The sequence below is a fragment of the Pseudomonas sp. B21-035 genome (assembly GCF_024748945.1).
GTDB lineage: Bacteria > Pseudomonadota > Gammaproteobacteria > Pseudomonadales > Pseudomonadaceae > Aquipseudomonas.
The window spans coordinates 1,633,948-1,653,083 of sequence record NZ_CP087179.1 but is presented as its reverse complement, the minus strand read 5'-3'; the positions used below and the strand labels follow the sequence as shown (position 1 = coordinate 1,653,083).

General features: G+C 62.3%; 20 protein-coding genes. 9 read left to right on the top strand and 11 right to left on the bottom strand.

The genetic code is table 11. The features are described from left to right. Positions 1-51 precede the first annotated feature (51 nt). The 6 genes from flgE to LOY22_RS07630 all read right to left on the bottom strand — a co-directional run bounded on the left by flgE (position 52) and on the right by LOY22_RS07630 (position 5,051). Complete coding sequence (flgE, locus tag LOY22_RS07655; protein WP_045200234.1) at positions 52-1,377, bottom strand: flagellar hook protein FlgE; 1,326 nt, start codon at positions 1,375-1,377, stop codon at positions 52-54. Positions 1,378-1,407: 30 nt separating this feature from the next. Beyond that, positions 1,408-2,151, bottom strand: coding sequence for a flagellar hook assembly protein FlgD (flgD, locus tag LOY22_RS07650; RefSeq protein WP_045200232.1), 744 nt, complete (start codon positions 2,149-2,151; stop codon positions 1,408-1,410). A gap of 15 nt (positions 2,152-2,166) precedes the next feature. Beyond that, positions 2,167-2,610: a flagellar basal body rod protein FlgC gene (gene flgC / locus LOY22_RS07645; RefSeq protein ID WP_045200230.1), complete on the bottom strand. Its 444-nt coding sequence runs from the start codon at positions 2,608-2,610 to the stop codon at positions 2,167-2,169. A gap of 3 nt (positions 2,611-2,613) precedes the next feature. Continuing rightward, the gene (flgB, locus tag LOY22_RS07640; RefSeq protein WP_038996408.1) at positions 2,614-3,021 is read right to left on the bottom strand and encodes a flagellar basal body rod protein FlgB; all 408 of its coding nucleotides are present in this window, start codon (positions 3,019-3,021) and stop codon (positions 2,614-2,616) included. A 220-nt stretch (positions 3,022-3,241) separates the two neighbouring features. Beyond that, complete coding sequence (cheR, locus tag LOY22_RS07635) at positions 3,242-4,069, bottom strand: protein-glutamate O-methyltransferase CheR (protein ID WP_038996410.1); 828 nt, start codon at positions 4,067-4,069, stop codon at positions 3,242-3,244. A gap of 52 nt (positions 4,070-4,121) precedes the next feature. Then, on the bottom strand, positions 4,122-5,051 hold the full coding sequence (locus LOY22_RS07630) for a chemotaxis protein CheV (RefSeq protein WP_010224956.1): 930 nt from the start codon (positions 5,049-5,051) through the stop codon (positions 4,122-4,124). Positions 5,052-5,120: 69 nt separating this feature from the next. Between LOY22_RS07630 and flgA the strand changes: the two genes are divergently transcribed. The 4 genes from flgA (at position 5,121) to LOY22_RS07610 (ending at position 7,695) form a co-directional block, all read left to right on the top strand. Then, the gene (flgA, locus tag LOY22_RS07625) at positions 5,121-5,873 is read left to right on the top strand and encodes a flagellar basal body P-ring formation chaperone FlgA (protein ID WP_045200223.1); all 753 of its coding nucleotides are present in this window, start codon (positions 5,121-5,123) and stop codon (positions 5,871-5,873) included. 167 nt (positions 5,874-6,040) lie between these two features. After that, positions 6,041-6,358 (top strand): flagellar biosynthesis anti-sigma factor FlgM, encoded by a 318-nt coding sequence (flgM, locus tag LOY22_RS07620; RefSeq protein WP_258597027.1) that lies wholly within the window; start codon positions 6,041-6,043, stop codon positions 6,356-6,358. 45 nt (positions 6,359-6,403) lie between these two features. Next, positions 6,404-6,871, top strand: coding sequence for a flagella synthesis protein FlgN (locus LOY22_RS07615; RefSeq protein ID WP_045200219.1), 468 nt, complete (start codon positions 6,404-6,406; stop codon positions 6,869-6,871). An 80-nt stretch (positions 6,872-6,951) separates the two neighbouring features. Further along, positions 6,952-7,695, top strand: coding sequence for a flagellar brake protein (locus LOY22_RS07610; RefSeq protein WP_093385662.1), 744 nt, complete (start codon positions 6,952-6,954; stop codon positions 7,693-7,695). 45 nt (positions 7,696-7,740) lie between these two features. On the opposite strand, the gene LOY22_RS07605 is transcribed toward LOY22_RS07610, so the two are convergent. The 3 genes from LOY22_RS07605 to bkdR all read right to left on the bottom strand — a co-directional run bounded on the left by LOY22_RS07605 (position 7,741) and on the right by bkdR (position 11,193). Next, positions 7,741-9,078 carry an MFS transporter gene (locus LOY22_RS07605; RefSeq protein WP_045200559.1) on the bottom strand — a complete coding sequence of 446 codons (1,338 nt, stop codon included), beginning with the start codon at positions 9,076-9,078 and terminating at the stop codon, positions 7,741-7,743. A gap of 170 nt (positions 9,079-9,248) precedes the next feature. Further along, complete coding sequence (locus LOY22_RS07600; RefSeq protein WP_258597793.1) at positions 9,249-10,490, bottom strand: glutamine synthetase family protein; 1,242 nt, start codon at positions 10,488-10,490, stop codon at positions 9,249-9,251. Positions 10,491-10,707: 217 nt separating this feature from the next. Beyond that, entirely contained in the window at positions 10,708-11,193 is a 486-nt protein-coding gene (bkdR, locus tag LOY22_RS07595) for a Bkd operon transcriptional regulator BkdR (protein WP_045189126.1), read from the bottom strand. Between the two features lie 201 nt (positions 11,194-11,394). On the opposite strand from bkdR, the gene LOY22_RS07590 reads away from it, so the two are divergent. The 4 genes from LOY22_RS07590 to lpdA are packed head-to-tail and all read left to right on the top strand — an operon-like array spanning position 11,395 to position 16,347. Continuing rightward, positions 11,395-12,627, top strand: a complete 1,233-nt coding sequence (locus LOY22_RS07590) for a 3-methyl-2-oxobutanoate dehydrogenase (2-methylpropanoyl-transferring) subunit alpha (protein ID WP_258597024.1) — start codon at positions 11,395-11,397, stop codon at positions 12,625-12,627. Position 12,628: 1 nt separating this feature from the next. Continuing rightward, positions 12,629-13,687: an alpha-ketoacid dehydrogenase subunit beta gene (locus LOY22_RS07585; protein WP_045200208.1), complete on the top strand. Its 1,059-nt coding sequence runs from the start codon at positions 12,629-12,631 to the stop codon at positions 13,685-13,687. Beyond that, a complete protein-coding gene (locus LOY22_RS07580) occupies positions 13,688-14,959 on the top strand; it encodes a dihydrolipoamide acetyltransferase family protein (protein WP_258597021.1) in 1,272 nt (423 codons plus the stop codon). It abuts the gene before it with no gap. A 2-nt stretch (positions 14,960-14,961) separates the two neighbouring features. Continuing rightward, complete coding sequence (gene lpdA, locus LOY22_RS07575; protein ID WP_093385671.1) at positions 14,962-16,347, top strand: dihydrolipoyl dehydrogenase; 1,386 nt, start codon at positions 14,962-14,964, stop codon at positions 16,345-16,347. A gap of 55 nt (positions 16,348-16,402) precedes the next feature. Here lpdA and LOY22_RS07570 read toward each other — a convergent pair whose 3' ends face one another. Then, positions 16,403-17,416, bottom strand: coding sequence for a sensor domain-containing diguanylate cyclase (locus LOY22_RS07570; RefSeq protein ID WP_045200204.1), 1,014 nt, complete (start codon positions 17,414-17,416; stop codon positions 16,403-16,405). Between the two features lie 237 nt (positions 17,417-17,653). Between LOY22_RS07570 and LOY22_RS07565 the strand changes: the two genes are divergently transcribed. Further along, a complete protein-coding gene (locus tag LOY22_RS07565) occupies positions 17,654-18,247 on the top strand; it encodes a hypothetical protein (RefSeq protein ID WP_176794287.1) in 594 nt (197 codons plus the stop codon). On the opposite strand, the gene LOY22_RS07560 is transcribed toward LOY22_RS07565, so the two are convergent. Then, a complete protein-coding gene (locus LOY22_RS07560) occupies positions 18,199-19,089 on the bottom strand; it encodes a LysR substrate-binding domain-containing protein (protein ID WP_258597018.1) in 891 nt (296 codons plus the stop codon). The two genes, LOY22_RS07565 and LOY22_RS07560, sit on opposite strands and share 49 nt — an antisense overlap. Between the last annotated feature and the right edge of the window lie 47 nt (positions 19,090-19,136).

Sequence of the window (19,136 nt, the reverse complement as noted above, 5' to 3'; positions counted from 1 at the left end):
AGACCCCTTCCGAGAAAGGGGTCTGTTTATACCAACTACCTTACACCCGCATCAGGCCATCTGGATGATGGTCTGCATGATGGTGCTCTGGGTCGAGATGGTCTTGGCGTTAGCCTGGTAGTTGCTCTGCGCCTTGATCAGCTCGACCAGCTCGTTGGTCAGGTTGACGTTGGACGCCTCCAGCGAGTTGGAAGCGATGGCGCCCAGGGTACCGGTTTTCGGTGCATCGATACCCGGGATACCCGAGGAGTAGGTTTCGGTCCAGCGAGTACCACCCATAGGCTGCAGGCCTTGCTCGTTGGCGAAACTGGCAATCGCGACCTGGCCGATGGCACGCGACTGCTGGTTGCTGAAGCTTGCGAACATCACGCCGCTGGAGTCGATGCTCAGGCTCGACAGGATACCGGTAGCGTAACCGTCCTGGCTTTGCGACAGGCGCGTGGTCGGGGTGTTGTACGAGGTGGTGTCGGTCATGTCGATGGCGATACCGCCAGCATTGGCAGCCGAACCGTTGGAACCCCAGACCGGTGGCTTGGCACTGGCGTTGGTCACCTCGGCAGGAATCCAGCCGGTCAGCTTGAAGACCTTGTTGACCACTTCGTAGCCCGAGCCCGCAGCGCCGGCAGTCATGCTCTTGACGCTACCGTCGGAGTTGAACACGATGGTGCCTTCCAGCGCCTTTGGCGGCTCTTCGGCAGGGTTCAGCGGGTTGCGGCCATCGATCAGGGTGTACGACTTCCAGGTATTGGTCCCGGTCTTGACGTAGTACTGATCCATGACGTGCTCGTTACCCTGGCTGTCGTAGATCTTGGTGGCGAAGGTCTTGTTCCAGCTGTTTTCGTCGGTCGGGCTGAAGGTGGTGGTCGCCGGAATGACCTTGTCCGACGAGTTCAGGTTCAGGCCCTGATCGATCGCGGTGGTGCTCTTTGGCGCCAGCGCCGAGGTATCGATCTTAAGGTCGGTCAGCACGCCATTGATGATCTTGCCGTTTTCATCAACGCCGTAGCCGCGCAGGCGCAGGCCGTCAGCAGTGACGACATAGTTGTCCTTGTTGGTCTGGAAGGCACCGGCACGGGTGTAGCTGAGCGCACCGTTGTCGCTCAGCACGAAGAAGCCCTGACCCTGGATACCCATGTCCAGCACGTTGCCGGTGTTGGTGATATCGCCGTTGGTGAACTGCTGCGATACCGCGGCCAGGCGCACACCGTTACCGATGTTGTTGGTACCGACGCCGAGCTTGTTGGCCGAGTAGACGTCGGCGAATTCTGCGCGCGACGATTTGAAACCGGTGGTGGCGACGTTGGCGATGTTGTTGCCGGTCACGTCCAGTTGCTTGTTGGCTGCATAGAGACCGCTAAGGCCGATATTGAATGACATCTTTCACTCCTTGTGCCGCGTTAGCCGGCTCTATATACCGATGGTTTGGACTTTGGACAGGGCGATACTGCCCAGGCCGGCGAGATTGAGCATCATCTCGCCGCCAGTCTGACTGATGGTGACGCTGCTGACGGTGGCCGGCAGCATGGTGTACATGTCCAGCTGCTTGCCTTCGACGGTGGTCTTGGCGGCAAAGGTGTAGGTACCCGGGTCGACTTTCTCGCCCTTGTCGTTGGTACCGTCCCAGACGAAAGCGGCATTGCCAGCCTTCTGCGCCCCCATGTCGATGGTCTTGACCAGCTTGCCATCCTTGTCGGTAATGGTGACGGTGGCATTGCTGAGCGCCTGCGGGACCACCACCGAACCGTTGAAGCTCTTGGTGGTGTCGACCACGGCCTTGTCGGTCTGGGCGATCACCGAGCGACCGACCAGCGACGAGGCCTGCAGTGCCTGCGAGGACTTGTAGTTGCCGGAAATCGCGGTCACCGACTCGTTCAGCGAGGTGATGCCTTCCAGGCTGCTGAACTGCGCCAGCTGGGCCACGAATTCGCTGTTATCCTGCGGATCGAGCGGGTTCTGGTGCTGCATCTGGGTCACCAGCAACTGCAGGAACGCGTCCTTGCCCAGTGCCTGCTTGTTGGCGCCGGTCTTGCTGTTGGTGGCCGAGGCGATACCGGCGGCGCTGTTGGCGCTGGTTTCGCTGTTTTTCTTGCCCGACGCCTTGATGACGTCGTTCAGGCTTACGCCGGCTGTTGGGTCATTAACACTTGCCATTGGCTTAGTCCTTTATCACTGACCCAGGGTCAGGACCTTCTGCATCATGGATTTGGCCGTGTTCATCAGCTCGGCGTTGGTCTGGAACGAGCGGCTGGCGGAGATCATGTCAGCCATCTCTTCCACCACGTTGACGTTCGGGTAGTAGACGTAGCCGTCCTTGTTCGCCGCCGGATGGTTCGGCTCGTAGCGCGCCTCAAGGTTGCTCTGGTCCTCGACCACGCCGAGCACCTGCACACCCTGGCCGGCAGCGTCCTGGTCCTGAAACAGCGACTGGCTGACGCCGGCCTGGGCCTGCTGGAAGGTGGTGGCGAATACCGGGTGACGGGCGCGGTAGGTCTGGTCGATGCTCGACGAGACGGTCTCGGCGTTGGCGATGTTCGAAGCGACGGTATTCAGACGCGTGGTCTGGGCGCTCATGCCGCTACCGGCAATGTTGAAGACACTGGCGAGGGACATGACTTACTCTCCGCGCAGGGCCGATACCAGCCCTTTGAATTTACTGTTGAGCAGCGTGAAGCTGGCCTGGAAACCCACGGCGTTTTCCGCATAGCTCGATTGCTCGAGCTGGGCATCGACGGTGTTCTGGTCGATCGACGGCTGCATCGGCGTGCGGTACTGCAAGGTCTCGTCGCCCATGCTCAGGCCTTCGGCCTCGATGTGCCGGGCGTTGGTACGATCCAGTGCGAAATGGCCCTTGCTGGTCTGCTCGGCCTGCGCCGCCAGCACCGAAGCGAAGTCCATGTCGCGCGCCTTGTAGTTTGGCGTGTCGGCGTTGGCGATGTTGTTGGCCAGCACCTCGGCACGCTGGGCGCGAAAGCCCAATGCCTTTTCGTGGATGCCGAGCGCTTTGTCGAAGCTGATGCTCATGTCGTGGAAACCTTCGAAGGTTTTTCGTTGACTGTGTCAGAGCAAGAGCCATGCCAAAAAACAAAACCCCGTAAATACGGGGCTTTGAGGAGTTTGCCGCCAGCGGCAATGCCAGAAAAGTGGCAAAAGAGCGGCAAGCGGCAAGCTTCAAGCGGCAAGAAAAAGCCAGGCGGCGCGCGAGCGGCTCTCTTTCTTGCCGCTTGAAGCTTGCCGCTAAAGCCTACTTGGCCTGGTAGATGATCCCCGGGCTGCACTGGACCATCTGGTAGTGATCCGGCAAACCGTTGAGCGCTTCAGAAGCACCCAGGAACAGGTAGCCTCCCGGCTTGAGCGTGCCGTGAATGCGCAGCAGGATGTCCTTCTTGACCTGGGCCGAGAAGTAGATCAGCACGTTGCGACAGAACACGATGTCGAACTTGCCCAGGCTCGCATAACTGTCCAGCAGGTTGAACGAGCGGAACTCGACACGGCTGCGGATCGGCGCCTTGACCGCCCAGCGCCCCGGCCCCTTGACATCAAAGTAGCGCTGCAGGCGCTCCTGGGACAGGCCGCGGGCAATCGCCAGGCTGTCGTACTCGCCGGTCTTGCAATTGGTCAGCATCGAGCCGGAGAGGTCGGTGGCGACGATCTGCGCACCCATCTTCAACTGGCCGATGTTGCTGCGCTCGAACTCGTCGATGGCCATGGAGATCGAGTACGGCTCCTGACCCGACGAACAGGCAGCCGACCAGATGCGCAGGCGCTGGCCAGGGTTGGCCTTGATCTGCTCGGGCAAAACCTTGTTCTTCAGCACTTCGAACGGATAGGTGTCGCGAAACCAGAGGGTTTCGTTGGTGGTCATGGCATCGACCACCTGCTCGCGCAAACCGCTGCGCGGCTGGCTCTGGATACGCTGCACCAGTTCGCCCAGGGACTTGATGCCCTGCTGTTCCATCAGCTTGTTGAGACGGCTGGAGACCAGGTATTGCTTATTTTCGCCCAGCAGGATGCCACAGGCTTTTTCCAGGAAGACCCGGAACTGTTCGAAATCCAAATTACCCGTAGACAATGATGCCGCCTCTTAAATCGTATGTACCGCCAGGGGCAAAGGCCCCCGGCCGTTAGTGCGTGGCCTTGATCCGATCAACAACGCGCTGGGCGAGGTCGTCCGGGCGGAATTTGGCCAGGAAGTCATCAGCACCGACCTTCTTGACCATCGCCTGGTTGAACACCCCGGAAAGCGAAGTATGCAGGATGATGTGCAACTTTTGCATGCGCGGGTCGCTGCGAATCTCGGCGGTCAGGGTGTAGCCGTCCATCTCCGGCATCTCGATGTCGGAGATCATCATCAGGAATTCTTCCTCCGGCCGCTTGCCCTCGTCGACCAGCTTGCGCAGGTAGTCGAGCGCCTGGCGACCGTCGTTGAGCGCCACCACTTCGACGCCAACGGTCTGCAGGCAACGGCTGACCTGCTTGCGTGCCACCGACGAGTCATCGACCGTCAGCACTCGCAGCATCACTGCCTTGTCCTGCACTTCGGCATCGACCACACCGGCGGAGATCGCCTCGGAGGTCGGCGCCACTTCGGCGAGGATCTTCTCCACGTCGATGATCTCGACCATCTTGTTGTCAACCCGGGTCACCGCCGTCAGGTAGTGATCACGCCCAGTGCCCTTGGGTGGTGGATGGATCTCCTCCCAGTTCATGTTGACGATGCGCTCCACCGAATGCACCAGAAACCCCTGGGTCTTGGTGTTGTACTCGGTGATGATGACGAAACTCTTGCTGGTTTCTTCACTCAGACCGGGCATCCCGGTCGCCATCGCCAGATCGAGGATCGGGATGGTTGCCCCACGAATATTCGCGACACCGCGCACGACGGGGCTGGATTTGGGCATAACGGTCAGGTTCGGACACTGCAGCACTTCCCTTACCTTGAACACGTTGATGCCGTAGAGCTGCTCGCCATTGAGACGGAACAACAGCAGCTCCAGGCGGTTTTGCCCTACCAGTTGCGTGCGCTGGTTCACCGAATCCATTACACCAGCCATGCCAGACTCCTTCACCAAACGCTTCGAGCTTCGTACCCAGTCGGCACGCGCTTTGCTTTTTTTAATCGTATGAACATGAAAACGACATTTTTCCGACGCCTGACCCGCCACCTGCCCGGCTTCCTTGCTGCGCTGTGCCTCGCGGCCCCTGGCGTTCGAACTCTGGCTGACGCTTTCACCTTGCCTGAACAGCTTATCGGTGTCACCCAAGGGTTTCTTGAATTCACCGTAGAAGACTACCTGGCCACCAGCCAGACCGAAGGCCGCTACGAGATCCAGGTCAACAACCTCGACCCGCGTCTGCGCATGCCACTGTGCGACCAGCAACTGGGCGCTTCGCTGGAGAGCCCGGCGCAGCCGCTGGGCCGCGTGACCGTGCGGGTTCGCTGCGACGGCAGCTCACCGTGGACGGTGTTCGTGCCCGCCCAGGTACGTCTTTTTCGCAACGTGGTGACCGTGGTCCGTCCGCTCAAGCGCGACAGCGTCGTCGGCGAACAGGACGTCGCCCTGCGCGAACGCGACGTAGGCATGCTCAACCAGGGTTTTCTCGCCAGCCTCGACCAGGCGGTGGGGCTCAAGGTTATCCGACCAACGGTCATGGATCAGGTCCTCACCCCCCAGCACCTGGAGCAGGCCGAAGTGGTGCGCAAAGGCGACCAGGTGGTGATCACCGCTCGCAGCGGCAGCCTGGCTGTGCGCATGCCAGGCGAAGCGCTGAGCAAGGGCGGCCTGAGCGAACAGATCCGCGTGCGCAACCTCAACTCCAAGCGGGTGGTCAAGGCCAGGGTGACCGGGCCGGGTCAGGTGGAAGTGGCCATGTAGAGCGCTGAATCAATATCAATGCTGGCGATCAGGAACTGCTTTTCCTAAACTGTGTCCATTGGATGCCCCGAACCGGCCGCGCACGCCTTTGAGCATTTGCGCCTAAAGTTTCTTTCGGGTTGGCCGAAAACAAGGCAAGCGTCCAAACACCCAGAGGTTTTCTGATCATGGTCATCGACTTCAGTCGTTTGAATAATTCCCCGTCGGTTGCCGGCGGCGTGCGCACTGGCAGCAGCCAGGAAAGCACCGCCAGCGCAGCTTCGGCCAAGGCCGGCAGCGTTGCTCAAAGCAGCGCCAGCGGGGAAACCGTACACCTCAGCCACGAGGCCCAGCAGTTGCAAAAGGTCAGCGACAAGCTGCGCGACCAGCCGATTGTCAACAGCGCCCGGGTGGCCGAGTTGAAACAGGCTATCGCCGACGGCAGCTACCAGGTCGACAGCAACCGCGTCGCCAGCAAACTGCTTAATTTCGAAGCCCAGCGCTAGCCCCTGGCGCGCTGACTTCAGGACGCTTGAACCAAAGAGCCAGCCATGCACGACACTACTCTGCTGCAACTGATCGAAAACGATATTGCTCCAGCGCAAGAACTGCTCGAATTGCTGCAGACCGAGAACGTTGCCCTGCACGGCCGCGACATGCCGCTGCTGGAAAACATCCTGGCGCGCAAGCAGTCGCTGGTGATCCTGCTCGATCAGCATGGCCGCCAGCGCAGTGAACTGCTTGCCGGCCTGGGCCTGTCCCAGGACCGCGAAGGTGTCGCCCAACTGGCCAGCAACTCCTCTTTCGGTGACCTGCTGCTGCAACAACTGGATGTGCTTGGCCAACTGCTGGCTGACTGCCAGGCGGTCAACGAGCGCAACGGCCGCTCGATCCAGATCCAGCAGAGCACTACCGCCAACCAGATCAGAATCCTCATGGGCGGCGAAGCACCGTCGCTCTATGACAGCCGCGGGGCCACCTCCCCCCTCGCCAAGCCGCGGGCGTTGAGCCAGGCTTGATTCCCTGTATCAAGGCACGGAACATACTGGCAAAATGCCGTAACTTGCGTGTGACGTTTTTGCCTGGAGAATGATTAACCGTGTTCAATGAAGCAGAAGCTCCGCAGCCTCCAAAGGTGCTCACTACCCCTTTGGAAATCGCCGCCAACTTGCGGTCGCTGCAAGAGAGCCATGACCCGCTGATCATCACTTTCCACGAACGCAGCCAGCGTTTTCAAAGCTATGTGGTCGAGGTCGACCGCGAAGGCAATCGCCTGGCCCTTGATGAAATGATCCCTCGTGACGGCGAACGCTTCCTGCAAAATGGCGAACCGTTTCGCGTTGAAGGCTTTCATGATGGCGTGCGTATCGCCTGGGAATGCAACACACCGTTGAGCATTGTCGAGGAAGATGGCCATCGCTGCTACCGCGGCACCCTGCCTACCGAAGTCGCCTACCACCAGCGCCGCAATGCCTTTCGTGCAGCGCTGAAGCTGACCCAGCTGGTGGACGTCGTGCTTGACGGCGAAAAACTCAAGGGCAACGGCGCGCTGCGCGGCAAGTTGCTGGATATTTCCGCAACCGGCTGCAAGCTGCGCTTTGAAGGCAATGTCGAAGAGCGCCTGCAATTGGGCCAGGTTTACGAGAAGTTCGCCAGCGGTGCACCGCTGGGTTTGTCCCAGGTCGAGGTCGAGTTGCGTCATCTGCATTTCGAAGAGCGCATCAACGCCACCTTCGCCGGCGTGCGCTTTCACAACCTCAACGGGCAGATGCAGCGCAAGGTGGAAACCTTCGTTTACCAGCTGCAGCGTGAAGCACGGCGCTTCGATAAAGACGACTACTGAGTCGACCCCATCGCGGGGCCCGCTCCCACGGGCCCCGCGATGGCATCACACCTGTGTCGGCTTGACCTCTTCAGCCACAACCTCAGCGTCATCCCCCTCCTGCGCCTCGGTATCTTCAGCCGCCACCGGCGTCTGCATCTGATCCTGCACCACCTGCTCGTCAACCCGTGGGTCCAGCGCTGCCGACAACGGTGAACCTGCCGCCGGCATGGCCACGTGATGCAGCGGCGCATCGTCGACCTGGTGCAAACCGGTCACCGCTTTCGGGCGGATCCGCCAGACCAGCACCAGGGCAAAGAAAACGAAGAAGGCATAGAGCATCTGGTTGCCCAGCACCTTCATCAACACCCCGGCCACCAGCGGCCCGATACTCGCGCCCACGCCATAGGTCACCAGCAGCATCGCCGTCAGCGACACCCGCCGTTCGCCCTCGACGTGGTCGTTGGAAAACGCCACCGCCAGCGGATACAGGCAGAACTGCAGCAGCGACACGGCAAAGCCTGCGACAAACAATACCTCCAGCGGCACTGATGGCATGATCGCCAGCGGCAGGGCAACAATCGCCAGGCCCACGGCAACGCTACGAATCAGCAAGGCCCGGTCATAGCGATCGGACAACCAGCCCAGCGGCCACTGCACCAGCAGACCGGCGAAGATGCAGCAGCCCATGAACAGACCGACCTGCTCGGTGCTCAGCCCCTGCTTGGACGCATACAGCGGCGCCAGGCCGTAGAACGAGCCGACGATCAGGCCGGCCCCCAGCACCGTACTCAGCGACTGCGGCACCCGTTTGATGAAGAAGCGCGGCTCCATCGGCGCCGGCCGCAATGGCGCCGGGTGAATCCGTCGGGTGAGTGCCACCGGCACCAGGCACAGGGCGAAGCACATGGCGACCAGCATCAGCAGTTCAAGGCCCAGCTGCGGGTGCGCCACCAGGATCAACTGGCCGAGCACCAGGCCCAGGTACGAGGCAATCATGTAGCCACTGAACACCGCACCTCGCTGCTTGGCGTCGGCCTGCTCGTTGAGCCAGCTTTCGATGACCATGTACTGGCACATCATCCCCAGGCCGACGATGACCCGCAGCAGCACCCAGGCCGGCAACCAGCTGACCAGGCCATGGCCGAGCACCGCCGCGCCGACAATGCCGGCGCAGGTGGCATAGGCACGGATATGCCCAACCCGGGCAATCAGCCGGTGGCCGATCTTGCCGCCCAGGGCCAGGCCGAAATAGTTGGCGGCCATCAGCGCACCGACCCAGAGGCTGTCGACATGATCGGCAGCCAGGCGCAAGGCCAGGTAGGTACTCAACAAGCCGGAGCCGATCAACATCATCAGCGCAGCGAAATACAGCGCGCGAAAAGACTTCCAGATCTGTCGCATCAGCGTCCCGAACGGCTCCTTGAGCTGGTGGAAAAACTGCTTGAAAGCATAAGTGAAAATAACCGCCTTGCAGTTGATGCAGATAAAAAAACAGGTGCCAGGGTGTTTACCAACACCGCTGCCACCTGCCTTGAAACTGAGCGATTGCCCCGGCAAAAACGCCTCGCCGGTTATGCCTGCGCGGCCAGCACGCGGCGCTCCCACGGGGTGATCTCATCGAAGAAGCTGGTCAGCTCCAGGGTCTTGGTGGCGATGTAGCCTTCGATGAACTCCTTGCCGAACAGTTCCCGCGCAAGCTCGCTACGCTTCAGACGCTCCAGGGCCGCATGCAAGGTACATGGCAGGCTCAAATGATCCGGCACCTCGAATTCGCCCTGGATCGCCGGCGTCGGTTCGAGCTGCTGCTCGATGCCATAAAGCCCTGCGGCGAGGCTGGCGGCAATTGCCAGGTAAGGGTTGGTATCGGCGCCTGGCAAGCGGTTTTCGACCCGTCGCGCCACTGGCGAGCTGGCCGGAATGCGCAGGCCGGCGGCGCGGTTGTCTTCGGACCAGCAAGCATTGTTCGGTGATGCATAGGGGTGGCAAAGGCGCTGGTAGGAGTTCACGTTCGGCGCGAACAAGGCGGTGAAGTCGGCCATGCACGCCTGCTGGCCGCCAATGAAGTGATAGAACGCCGGGGTCGGCTTGCCCTCGGCATCACTGAAGACATTGCCCCCGCCCTCCACCGCCACCACGCTCTGGTGAATGTGCATGGAACTGCCCGGCGTATGCGCCAGTGGCTTGGCCATGCACACCACGGTCAGGCCATGCTTGAGCGCGACTTCCTTGAGCAGGTGCTTGAACAACAGGGTCTGGTCGGCCAGCAACAGCGGATCGCCGTGCAGCAGGTTGATCTCGAACTGGCTGACGCCCATTTCGTGCATGAAGGTATCGCGCGGCAGGCCCAGTGCCGCCATGCAGCGATAGACCTCGCTGAAGAACGGGCGCAGGCCGTTGTTGGAACTGACGCTGAACGCCGAATGACCTTCTTCGCGCCGACCATCCTTGCCCAGCGGCGGCAAAAACGGCTGGTCGGGATCGCTGTTGGGGGCGAAGACAAAAAACTCGAGTTCCGTCGCCACCACCGGCACCAGGCCACGAGCGGCGTAACGGGCAATCACCGCCTTGAGCAGGCCACGACTGGAGAGCCCGGAGCTTTCACCGCTAAGCTCGAGCGCATCGCAAATCGCCAGGGCCCGTGGCTCGTCGCTCCAGGGCAGGCGATAGATATGCTGCGGGTCGGCGACCAGCGCCAGGTCGCCGTCGTCGCTGCCATAGAAACGCGCCGCCGGGTACCCGCCCATGATGCATTGCAGCAGCACACCGCGGGCCATCTGCAGGCGCCGGCCTTCAACAAAGCCTTCAGCGGTCATCACCTTGCCGCGCGGTACACCATTGAGATCCGGGGTAATGCACTCGATCTCATCAATGCCCGTCAATCGCTCGGCGAGAGAGTTTTGGCCATTGGTCGTCATGACTCTATCCTTGTTGTTTTCGCATGCCGGGAACGGCGACAGCTACAACATAGGCACCGGCCGTTCGAAATTTCAAGCGCCAAACGGACGATGTGATCGTAATTATCTACACGGCTTAACCTGGCAGGGTCAGGCCATTGGCTGGCAGCGGCAGCGCGGTCTTGTAGCGCACCTGCTTCAAGGCAAAACTCGAACGGATGTTGGCCACCCCCGGCAGGCGGGTCAGGTAGTCGAGAAAACGCTCCAGGGCCTGGATGCTGGGCAGCAGCACGCGCAGCAGGTAATCCGGGTCACCGGTCATCAGGTAGCACTCCATGACCTCCGGGCGCTCGGCGATTTCTTCTTCGAAGCGATGCAGCGATTGCTCGACCTGTTTCTCCAGGCTGACGTGGATGAACACGTTGACATCCAGGCCCAGCACCTCCGGCGCCAGCAAGGTCACCTGCTGGCGAATTACCCCGAGTTCCTCCATGGCCTTGACCCGGTTGAAGCAGGGGGTTGGCGAGAGATTCACCGAGCGCGCCAGCTCGGCGTTGGTGATACGGGCATTTTCCTGGAGGCTGTTGAGAATGCCGATATCCGTACGATCCAGTTTGCGCATGAGAGAAAATCACCTGTTTTTTGTCTTTATAAGGAATGTTTATCCGCTAGCCGAGGCAAAGGCAACGAAGTTGAGAAAAATATTCTTCAGGCGCCGGAATATCATGTAGGACAAGACTGACTCCCTGGTCACAAGCCGGGTGTCAACAGCGACCGCTTCAAAGCTCAACAAAAACACAAGACAGAGCGAGCGTAAAAAAGCATGAACGAGTACGCCCCCCTGCGTTTGCATGTGCCCGAGCCTACAGGCCGGCCAGGCTGCCAGACTGATTTCTCCTACCTGCGTCTGACCGATGCCGGTCAGGTTCGTAAACCTCCCGTCGATGTAGAAGCCGCCGATACCGCGGACATCTCCTCTAGCCTGATCCGGGTGCTGGATGACAAGGGCAATGCCCTGGGCCCCTGGGCCGAGGACGTCAGCCCCGAAGTCCTGCGCCAGGGCATGCGCACCATGCTCAAGACCCGGCTGTTCGACAGCCGCATGGTGGTAGCCCAGCGGCAGAAGAAGATGTCGTTCTACATGCAGAGCCTGGGTGAAGAAGCCATCGGCAGCGGCCAGGCCATGGCCCTGAACCGCAGCGACATGTGCTTTCCCACCTACCGCCAGCAAAGCATCCTCATGGCCCGCGACGTGTCGCTGGTAGAGATGATCTGCCAGCTGCTGTCCAACGAGCGCGATCCGCTCAAGGGGCGCCAGTTGCCGATCATGTACTCGGTGCGCGAAGCCGGCTTCTTCACCATCAGCGGCAACCTGGCGACCCAGTTCGTCCAGGCGGTCGGCTGGGCCATGGCTTCGGCCATCAAGGGCGATACCAAGATCGCCTCGGCCTGGATCGGTGACGGCGCCACCGCCGAATCTGATTTCCACACCGCCCTGACCTTCGCCCACGTCTACCGCGCGCCGGTGATCCTCAACGTGGTCAACAACCAGTGGGCGATCTCGACCTTCCAGGCCATTGCCGGCGGTGAGTCGACCACCTTCGCCGGGCGTGGCGTAGGTTGTGGCATTGCCTCCTTGCGTGTCGACGGCAACGACTTCATCGCTGTCTACGCCGCTTCACGCTGGGCCGCCGAACGCGCCCGCCGCGGCCTGGGTCCGACGCTGATCGAATGGGTCACCTACCGCGCCGGCCCGCACTCGACCTCGGACGATCCGTCCAAGTACCGCCCGGCCGACGACTGGAGTCACTTCCCCCTGGGCGACCCGATCGCCCGCCTCAAACAGCACCTGACCGCCATCGGTCACTGGTCCGAGGAAGAGCACCAGGCGGTCAGCGCCGAGCTCGAAGCCGAGATCATCAAGGCGCAAAAAGAAGCTGAGCAGTACGGCACCCTGGCCGGTGGCCAGATGCCGAGCCCGGCCTCGATGTTCGAGGATGTCTACAAGGAGATGCCGGAGCACCTGCGCCGGCAGCGCCAGGAACTGGGGATCTGACATGAACGATCACAACACTTCAATCCAGTTGGAAACCGCCATGGCGACCACCACCATGACCATGATCCAGGCCCTGCGCTCGGCCATGGACATCATGCTAGAGCGCGATGAAGACGTAGTCGTCTATGGCCAGGACGTCGGCTACTTCGGTGGCGTGTTCCGTTGCACCGAAGGCCTGCAGACCAAGTACGGCAAGTCGCGGGTGTTCGATGCACCGATCTCCGAAAGCGGCATCGTCGGCACCGCCGTGGGCATGGGTGCCTACGGCCTGCGCCCGGTGGTGGAAATCCAGTTCGCCGACTACTTCTACCCGGCCTCCGACCAGATCGTTTCGGAAATGGCCCGCCTGCGCTATCGCTCGGCCGGCGAGTTCGTCGCCCCGTTGACCCTGCGCATGCCTTGCGGTGGTGGTATCTACGGCGGCCAGACGCACAGCCAGAGCCCCGAGGCGATGTTCACCCAGGTCTGCGGCCTGCGCACCGTGATGCCGTCCAACCCCTATGACGCCAAGGGCCTGCTGATCGCCTCGATCGAGAACGACGACCCGGTGATTTTCCTCGAGCCCAAGCGCCTGTACAACGGCCCGTTCGACGGCCACCACGACCGCCCGGTAACGCCGTGGTCGAAACACCCGGCCAGCGCCGTGCCGGATGGCTACTACACCGTACCGCTGGACAAGGCGGCGATCACCCGCCCGGGCAAGGACGTCACCGTGCTGACCTACGGCACCACCGTCTATGTCTCGCAGGTGGCCGCTGAAGAAACCGGCGTCGACGCCGAAGTCATCGACCTGCGCAGCCTGTGGCCGCTGGACCTGGAAACCATCGTCGCCTCGGTGAAAAAGACCGGCCGCTGTGTGGTGGTGCATGAAGCCACGCGCACCTGCGGTTTCGGCGCCGAGCTGATCGCGCTGGTCCAGGAACATTGCTTCCATCACCTCGAAGCCCCGATCGAACGCGTCACCGGCTGGGATACCCCCTACCCGCACGCGCAGGAGTGGGCGTATTTCCCCGGCCCTTCACGAGTGGGCGCGGCATTGAAACGGGTCATGGAGGTCTGAATGGGCACGCACGTCATCAAGATGCCGGATATCGGTGAAGGTATCGCACAAGTTGAACTGGTGGAATGGTTCGTCAAAGTTGGCGACACCGTCACAGAAGATCAGGTCGTGGCCGATGTCATGACCGACAAGGCCACCGTCGAAATCCCTTCGCCGGTCAGCGGCAAGGTCCTGGCCCTGGGCGGCCAGCCCGGTGAAGTCATGGCGGTCGGCAGCGAGCTGATCCGCATCGAAGTCGAAGGCGCCGGCAACGTAGGAGCGGGCTTGCCCCGCGAAGAGGCCCCCGCAGTCACCGCCAAGGCCCCTGAACCCGAGCCGAAACCTGCTGCATCAGTGCCTGCTGCTGCCCCCGCAGCCTCGGCCCACCAGCCCGCCGCCATCGTCCCGCGCCAAGCCCACGACCGCCCACTGGCCTCGCCTGCCGTGCGCAAGCGCGCGCTGGACGCTGGTATCGAGTTGCGCTACGTACACGGCAGCGGCCCCGCCGGGCGCATCCTGCACGACGACCTCGACGCCTTCCTGGCGCAACCGGCCACCCGCACCCAGAGTGCCCCTGGCGGTTATGCCAAACGCAGCGACAGCGAGCAGATCCCGGTGATCGGCCTGCGCCGCAAGATCGCCCAACGCATGCAGGATGCCAAGCGCCGCGTCGCCCACTTCAGCTACGTCGAGGAAATCGACGTCACCGCCCTTGAAGAGCTGCGCCTGCACTTGAACAAGAAGTGGGGTGACAGCCGTGGCAAGCTGACCCTGCTGCCATTCCTGGTGCGCGCCATAGTCGTTGCCCTGCGCGAGTTCCCGCAGATCAACGCCACCTACGACGATGAAGGCCAGGTCATCACCCGCCACGGCGCAGTGCATGTCGGCATCGCCACCCAGGGCGACAACGGCCTGATGGTGCCGGTGCTGCGCCACGCCGAAGCCGGCAGCCTGTGGAGCAACGCCGGCGAGATCGTGCGCCTGGCCAATGCCGCCCGCGGCAACAAGGCCAGCCGTGAAGAACTGTCAGGCTCGACCATCACCCTGACCAGCCTCGGCGCCCTTGGCGGCATCGTCTCGACGCCGGTGGTCAACACCCCGGAAGTGGCGATTGTCGGGGTCAACCGCATGGTTGAACGGCCGATGGTCATCAATGGCCAGATCGTCATTCGCAAGATGATGAACCTCTCCAGCTCGTTCGATCACCGGGTGGTCGACGGCATGGACGCGGCACTCTTCATCCAGGCCATCCGCGGCCTGCTCGAACAACCTGCCAGCCTGTTTGTGGAGTGACCATGCAACAGACGCTCAACACTACCCTGCTGATCATCGGCGGCGGCCCCGGCGGCTACGTCGCCGCCATTCGCGCCGGCCAGCTGGGCATTCCCACGGTACTGGTCGAAGGCCAGGCCCTGGGTGGCACCTGCCTGAACATCGGCTGCATTCCGTCCAAAGCGCTGATTCACGTCGCCGAGCAGTTCCACCAGACCCAGCAGCACAGCCAGCAGTCGAACCTGGGCATCAAGGTCTCGCCACCGAGCCTGGACATCACCCAGAGCGTGGCCTGGAAAGACGGTATCGTCGATCGCCTGACCAGCGGCGTCGCCGCCCTGCTGAAAAAGCACGGGGTCAAGGTGATCCATGGCTGGGCAAAAATTCTCGACGGCAAGCACGTCGAGGTCGACGGCCAGCGCATCCAGTGCGAACACCTGTTGCTGGCCACCGGTTCCAGCAGCGTTGAACTGCCGATGCTGCCATTGGGCGGCCCGATCATCTCCTCCACTGAAGCTCTGGCCCCGAAAACCCTGCCCAAGCACCTGACCGTGGTCGGCGGTGGTTACATCGGCCTGGAGCTGGGCATCGCCTACCGCAAGCTCGGCGTCGAGGTCAGCGTGGTCGAAGCCCGCGAGCGCATCCTGCCGACCTACGACAGCGAACTGACCGCGCCGGTGGCCGAGTCGATCAAGAAGCTGGGGATCAAGCTCTACCTCAAGCACAGCGTCGAAGGCTTCGATGCCGGCCACCAGGCCTTGCAGGTGCGCACGCCCGAAGGCGAACTGCTGCAACTGAGCACCGACCAGGTGCTGGTCGCGGTCGGCCGCAAGCCACGTACCCAGGGCTTCAACCTGGAAAGCCTGGCGCTGAAGATGAACGGCTCGGCGGTGGCCATCGACGAGCAATGCCAGACCAGCATGCTCAACGTCTGGGCCATCGGCGATATCAGCGGTGAACCGATGCTCGCCCACCGGGCCATGGCCCAGGGTGAGATGGTTGCCGAACTCATTGCCGGCAAATCGCGGCGCTTCGAGCCGGCCGCGATTGCCGCGGTGTGCTTCACCGACCCGGAACTGGTGGTCGTCGGCAAGACCCCGGAACAGGTCGAGCAGGAGGGCCTGGACTGCATCGTCACGCAGTTCCCGTTCGCCGCCAACGGCCGGGCCATGACCCTGGAATCGAAAAGCGGCTTCGTGCGCGTGGTCGCCCGTCGTGACAACCACCTGATCCTTGGCTGGCAAGCGGTTGGCGTGGGCGTCTCGGAACTGTCCACAGCCTTTGCCCAGTCACTGGAAATGGGCGCTTGCCTGGAAGATGTGGCCGGTACCATCCACGCTCACCCGACCCTGGGTGAGGCGGTGCAGGAAGCGGCGCTACGCGCCCTGGGTCACGCCCTGCATCTGTAGACACTGAAGCGGCTGAGGCCGATTTGACCCGCTGCCCCGTGCAGCGGGTCCTTTTTCATTCACCGATCTCATCCTTGCCGGCCGCCTTGGCCCGGTACAGCGCCTGGTCCGCGCGGCCCAGCAATTGCGCTTGCCCTTCACCCTCCAGCCATTCGACCACGCCATAACTCATGGTCAGCAATCGCTCGCCCACCGGCGGCGCCTGCTCCAGCGCCTGGCGAATCTGCCGCGCCAGTTGCAATGCCTCTTCGCGCTGGGTGCCCGGCAGCACTGCCACGAACTCATCACCGCCCCAGCGTGCCAGCAAGTCACCGGCACGCAGGCAAACCTTGATCCGCTCAACCGATGCGATCAGCGCCTGGTCACCCTGGGCATGGCCATACTGATCGTTGATCGGCTTGAAGTCGTCGATATCCATGACAATCAGCGCCAGCGGCTGGCGAAACCGCCGTGCCCGCTCGCACTCTTGCTGCAGGACCTTTTCCAGGCGGTAACGGTTGGCCACCAGGGTCAGCGCATCGCGTTCGGCCAGGTCGCGGTTCTCGTCGAGCTGGCGCTGCAGTTGCTGGTTGACCCACGACAGCTCGCGGGTGCGCTCGGCGATCTGCGCTTCCAGCGACAGGTTTTCCAGCTGCAGTTGCTCGACCAGGCGCTTGCCATCGTCGATATTGCGATGAGCGCCGAGCATCCGCGCCACCGAACCATCCGGGTTGCGCTCAATGATGTGACCGCTGTCCTCGATCCACAGGAAGTTGCCGTCCTGGCAACGGCAACGGTACTCGATGCGGTACTGGTCGGAGCGGTCGCTGATGTAGTCCTCGAAATGGCTCATCACCCGCGGGTAGTCCTCGGGGTGGATCACGCCTTCCCAGGTCAGTACGGTGTTGTCCAGCGAGTGGCTGGGGTAGCCGAGCATCCGGTACCAGCCGGGGTTGCGGTAGACGTAGCCGGTATTGGCATTCCAGTCCCAGATACCGTCGCTGATCAGGTCCAGCAGGGTGTGCAACTGTTCTTCCCTGAAGTCGCCCAGCGGGGCCTTCAATGGTGGTGTGTCTGACGTTTGAGTCATGGACGATCTCCCTTGTCCAGGCAACTACGCCCCAGCCGGATGTTGGTGCTGCCGGTTTGAAATGACTTGCCGCTGACGGCAAGGGTTTACCTCTTCGGGGCAAAGCATGCGCCGATTCACCAGCCGCCGTACAGCGCCACCCCCTGAATATACTAGCGCGTAAGCCTGTCAGCAGAGCTGGCACAAGACTTGCCATCGATCGAAGGTCAACTTGCATCCATCAAGGAGAGTGATCAGGTGAGTAGCATCAATGCCCTCGGCGTCCACACGCCAGTCATCAACCCGACCCGTGGCGTGGCCGAAGCCGCCGCCGAACAGGCCCAGTTCCGCCCGCCGGTGCCAACCAGCAGTGCCAACCGCCAGCAGCAAAGCCAGGCCAACACCTCCCAGCAAAGTGCCGAAGACGCCCGCGAGGAAGCCTTCGCCAAGCTCAAGGTGCAACTGCAGAACCCCGACGTGGACATGCGCGAGCAAGCCACAATCAGCGCCAGCGAAACCGGCAAGAGCGCTGCCCAGCAATTTCGCGAGTACATGGCCCTGAGCCCGGCAGAGAAGATCAAGCTCAAGCTGCTCAATGAGCTGGGCATCAGCCAGGAAGAGTTCGAAGCCCTGCCGCCGGCGGAAAAGGACAAGATCGAGCGCAAGATTGCCGAGCAGATGAAAAAGCAGACCGAGCTTGAGTCGCTGGCCAGCCTGAACTCCGAACTGCAAGGCCCGGCGATGTCAGCCAAGCTGGTGGCCAACCTGACCGCCACCCAGGGCGGCAGCGATGACGCAAAGGATCAGGACCTGGCGTCAGCCTCGGCCCTGACCCAATCGGCGAAGGCCTGAACCTCGGGGCGCCGCAAGGCGTCCTGACGGCACACCAGGTAGTAGGCAAAACGCGCTGGCCAGGGTTTGTCGAGGGCCAGCTGCAGCTTGCCGCTGGCCAGGTCTTCAGCCGCGTGGGTGTCCTGCACCAGGGCGATGCCCTGGCCTGCAGCCGCGGCACGCAGTAACAGCAGGTCATCCTCGAAACTCGCACCGCGTGCTGCCCGCGGGTCCTCGACAACGCTATGGGCCTGCAGCCAGAGCATCCAGTCGGCGCGATCGGCATCGTGCAACAACGGGTACTTCAGGCAATCGGCGGGCCGTTTCACGGCCGGCCCTTGGGCCAGCAACTGCGGGCTGGCCACCGGCAGCAAAACCGGCGCCATCAGGCGCACGGACTCCAGCCCCGGATACTGCCCCAGGCCATGGCGCAGGGCGACGTCAATGCGCTCGCGGTGAAAATCCACCAGCTTGGCCGAGGCCTCGACGCGCACTTCGATCTGCGGGTGCAAGGCGTTGAAGCGCCCTAAACGCGGCACCAGCCAGGAGGCGGCAAACGACGGTACGGTGCTGATGGTCAGAGCCTTGCCTGGCGCCAGTTGCTCCAGCAACGCCAGCGACGCCTCGATCTGATCGAAGCCCTTGAGCAGCCCCGGGTACACCCGCGCACCGGCTTCGCTAAGGTGCACGCCATGGCGACCGCGCACGAACAGCACCACGCCCATGCGCTCCTCGAGCAGGCGCACCTGCTGGCTGACCGCCCCAGGCGTAACCCCCATGTGCGCAGCGGCGGCCTTGAGGCTGCCCAGCCGGGCCGCTTCAGTGAAGGCCCGCAATGCCAACAACGGTAGAACTGCGCCCATTTTCACCCTCTCCATGGTTTAGAAAAACTATCGCCAAAGCGCAGGAT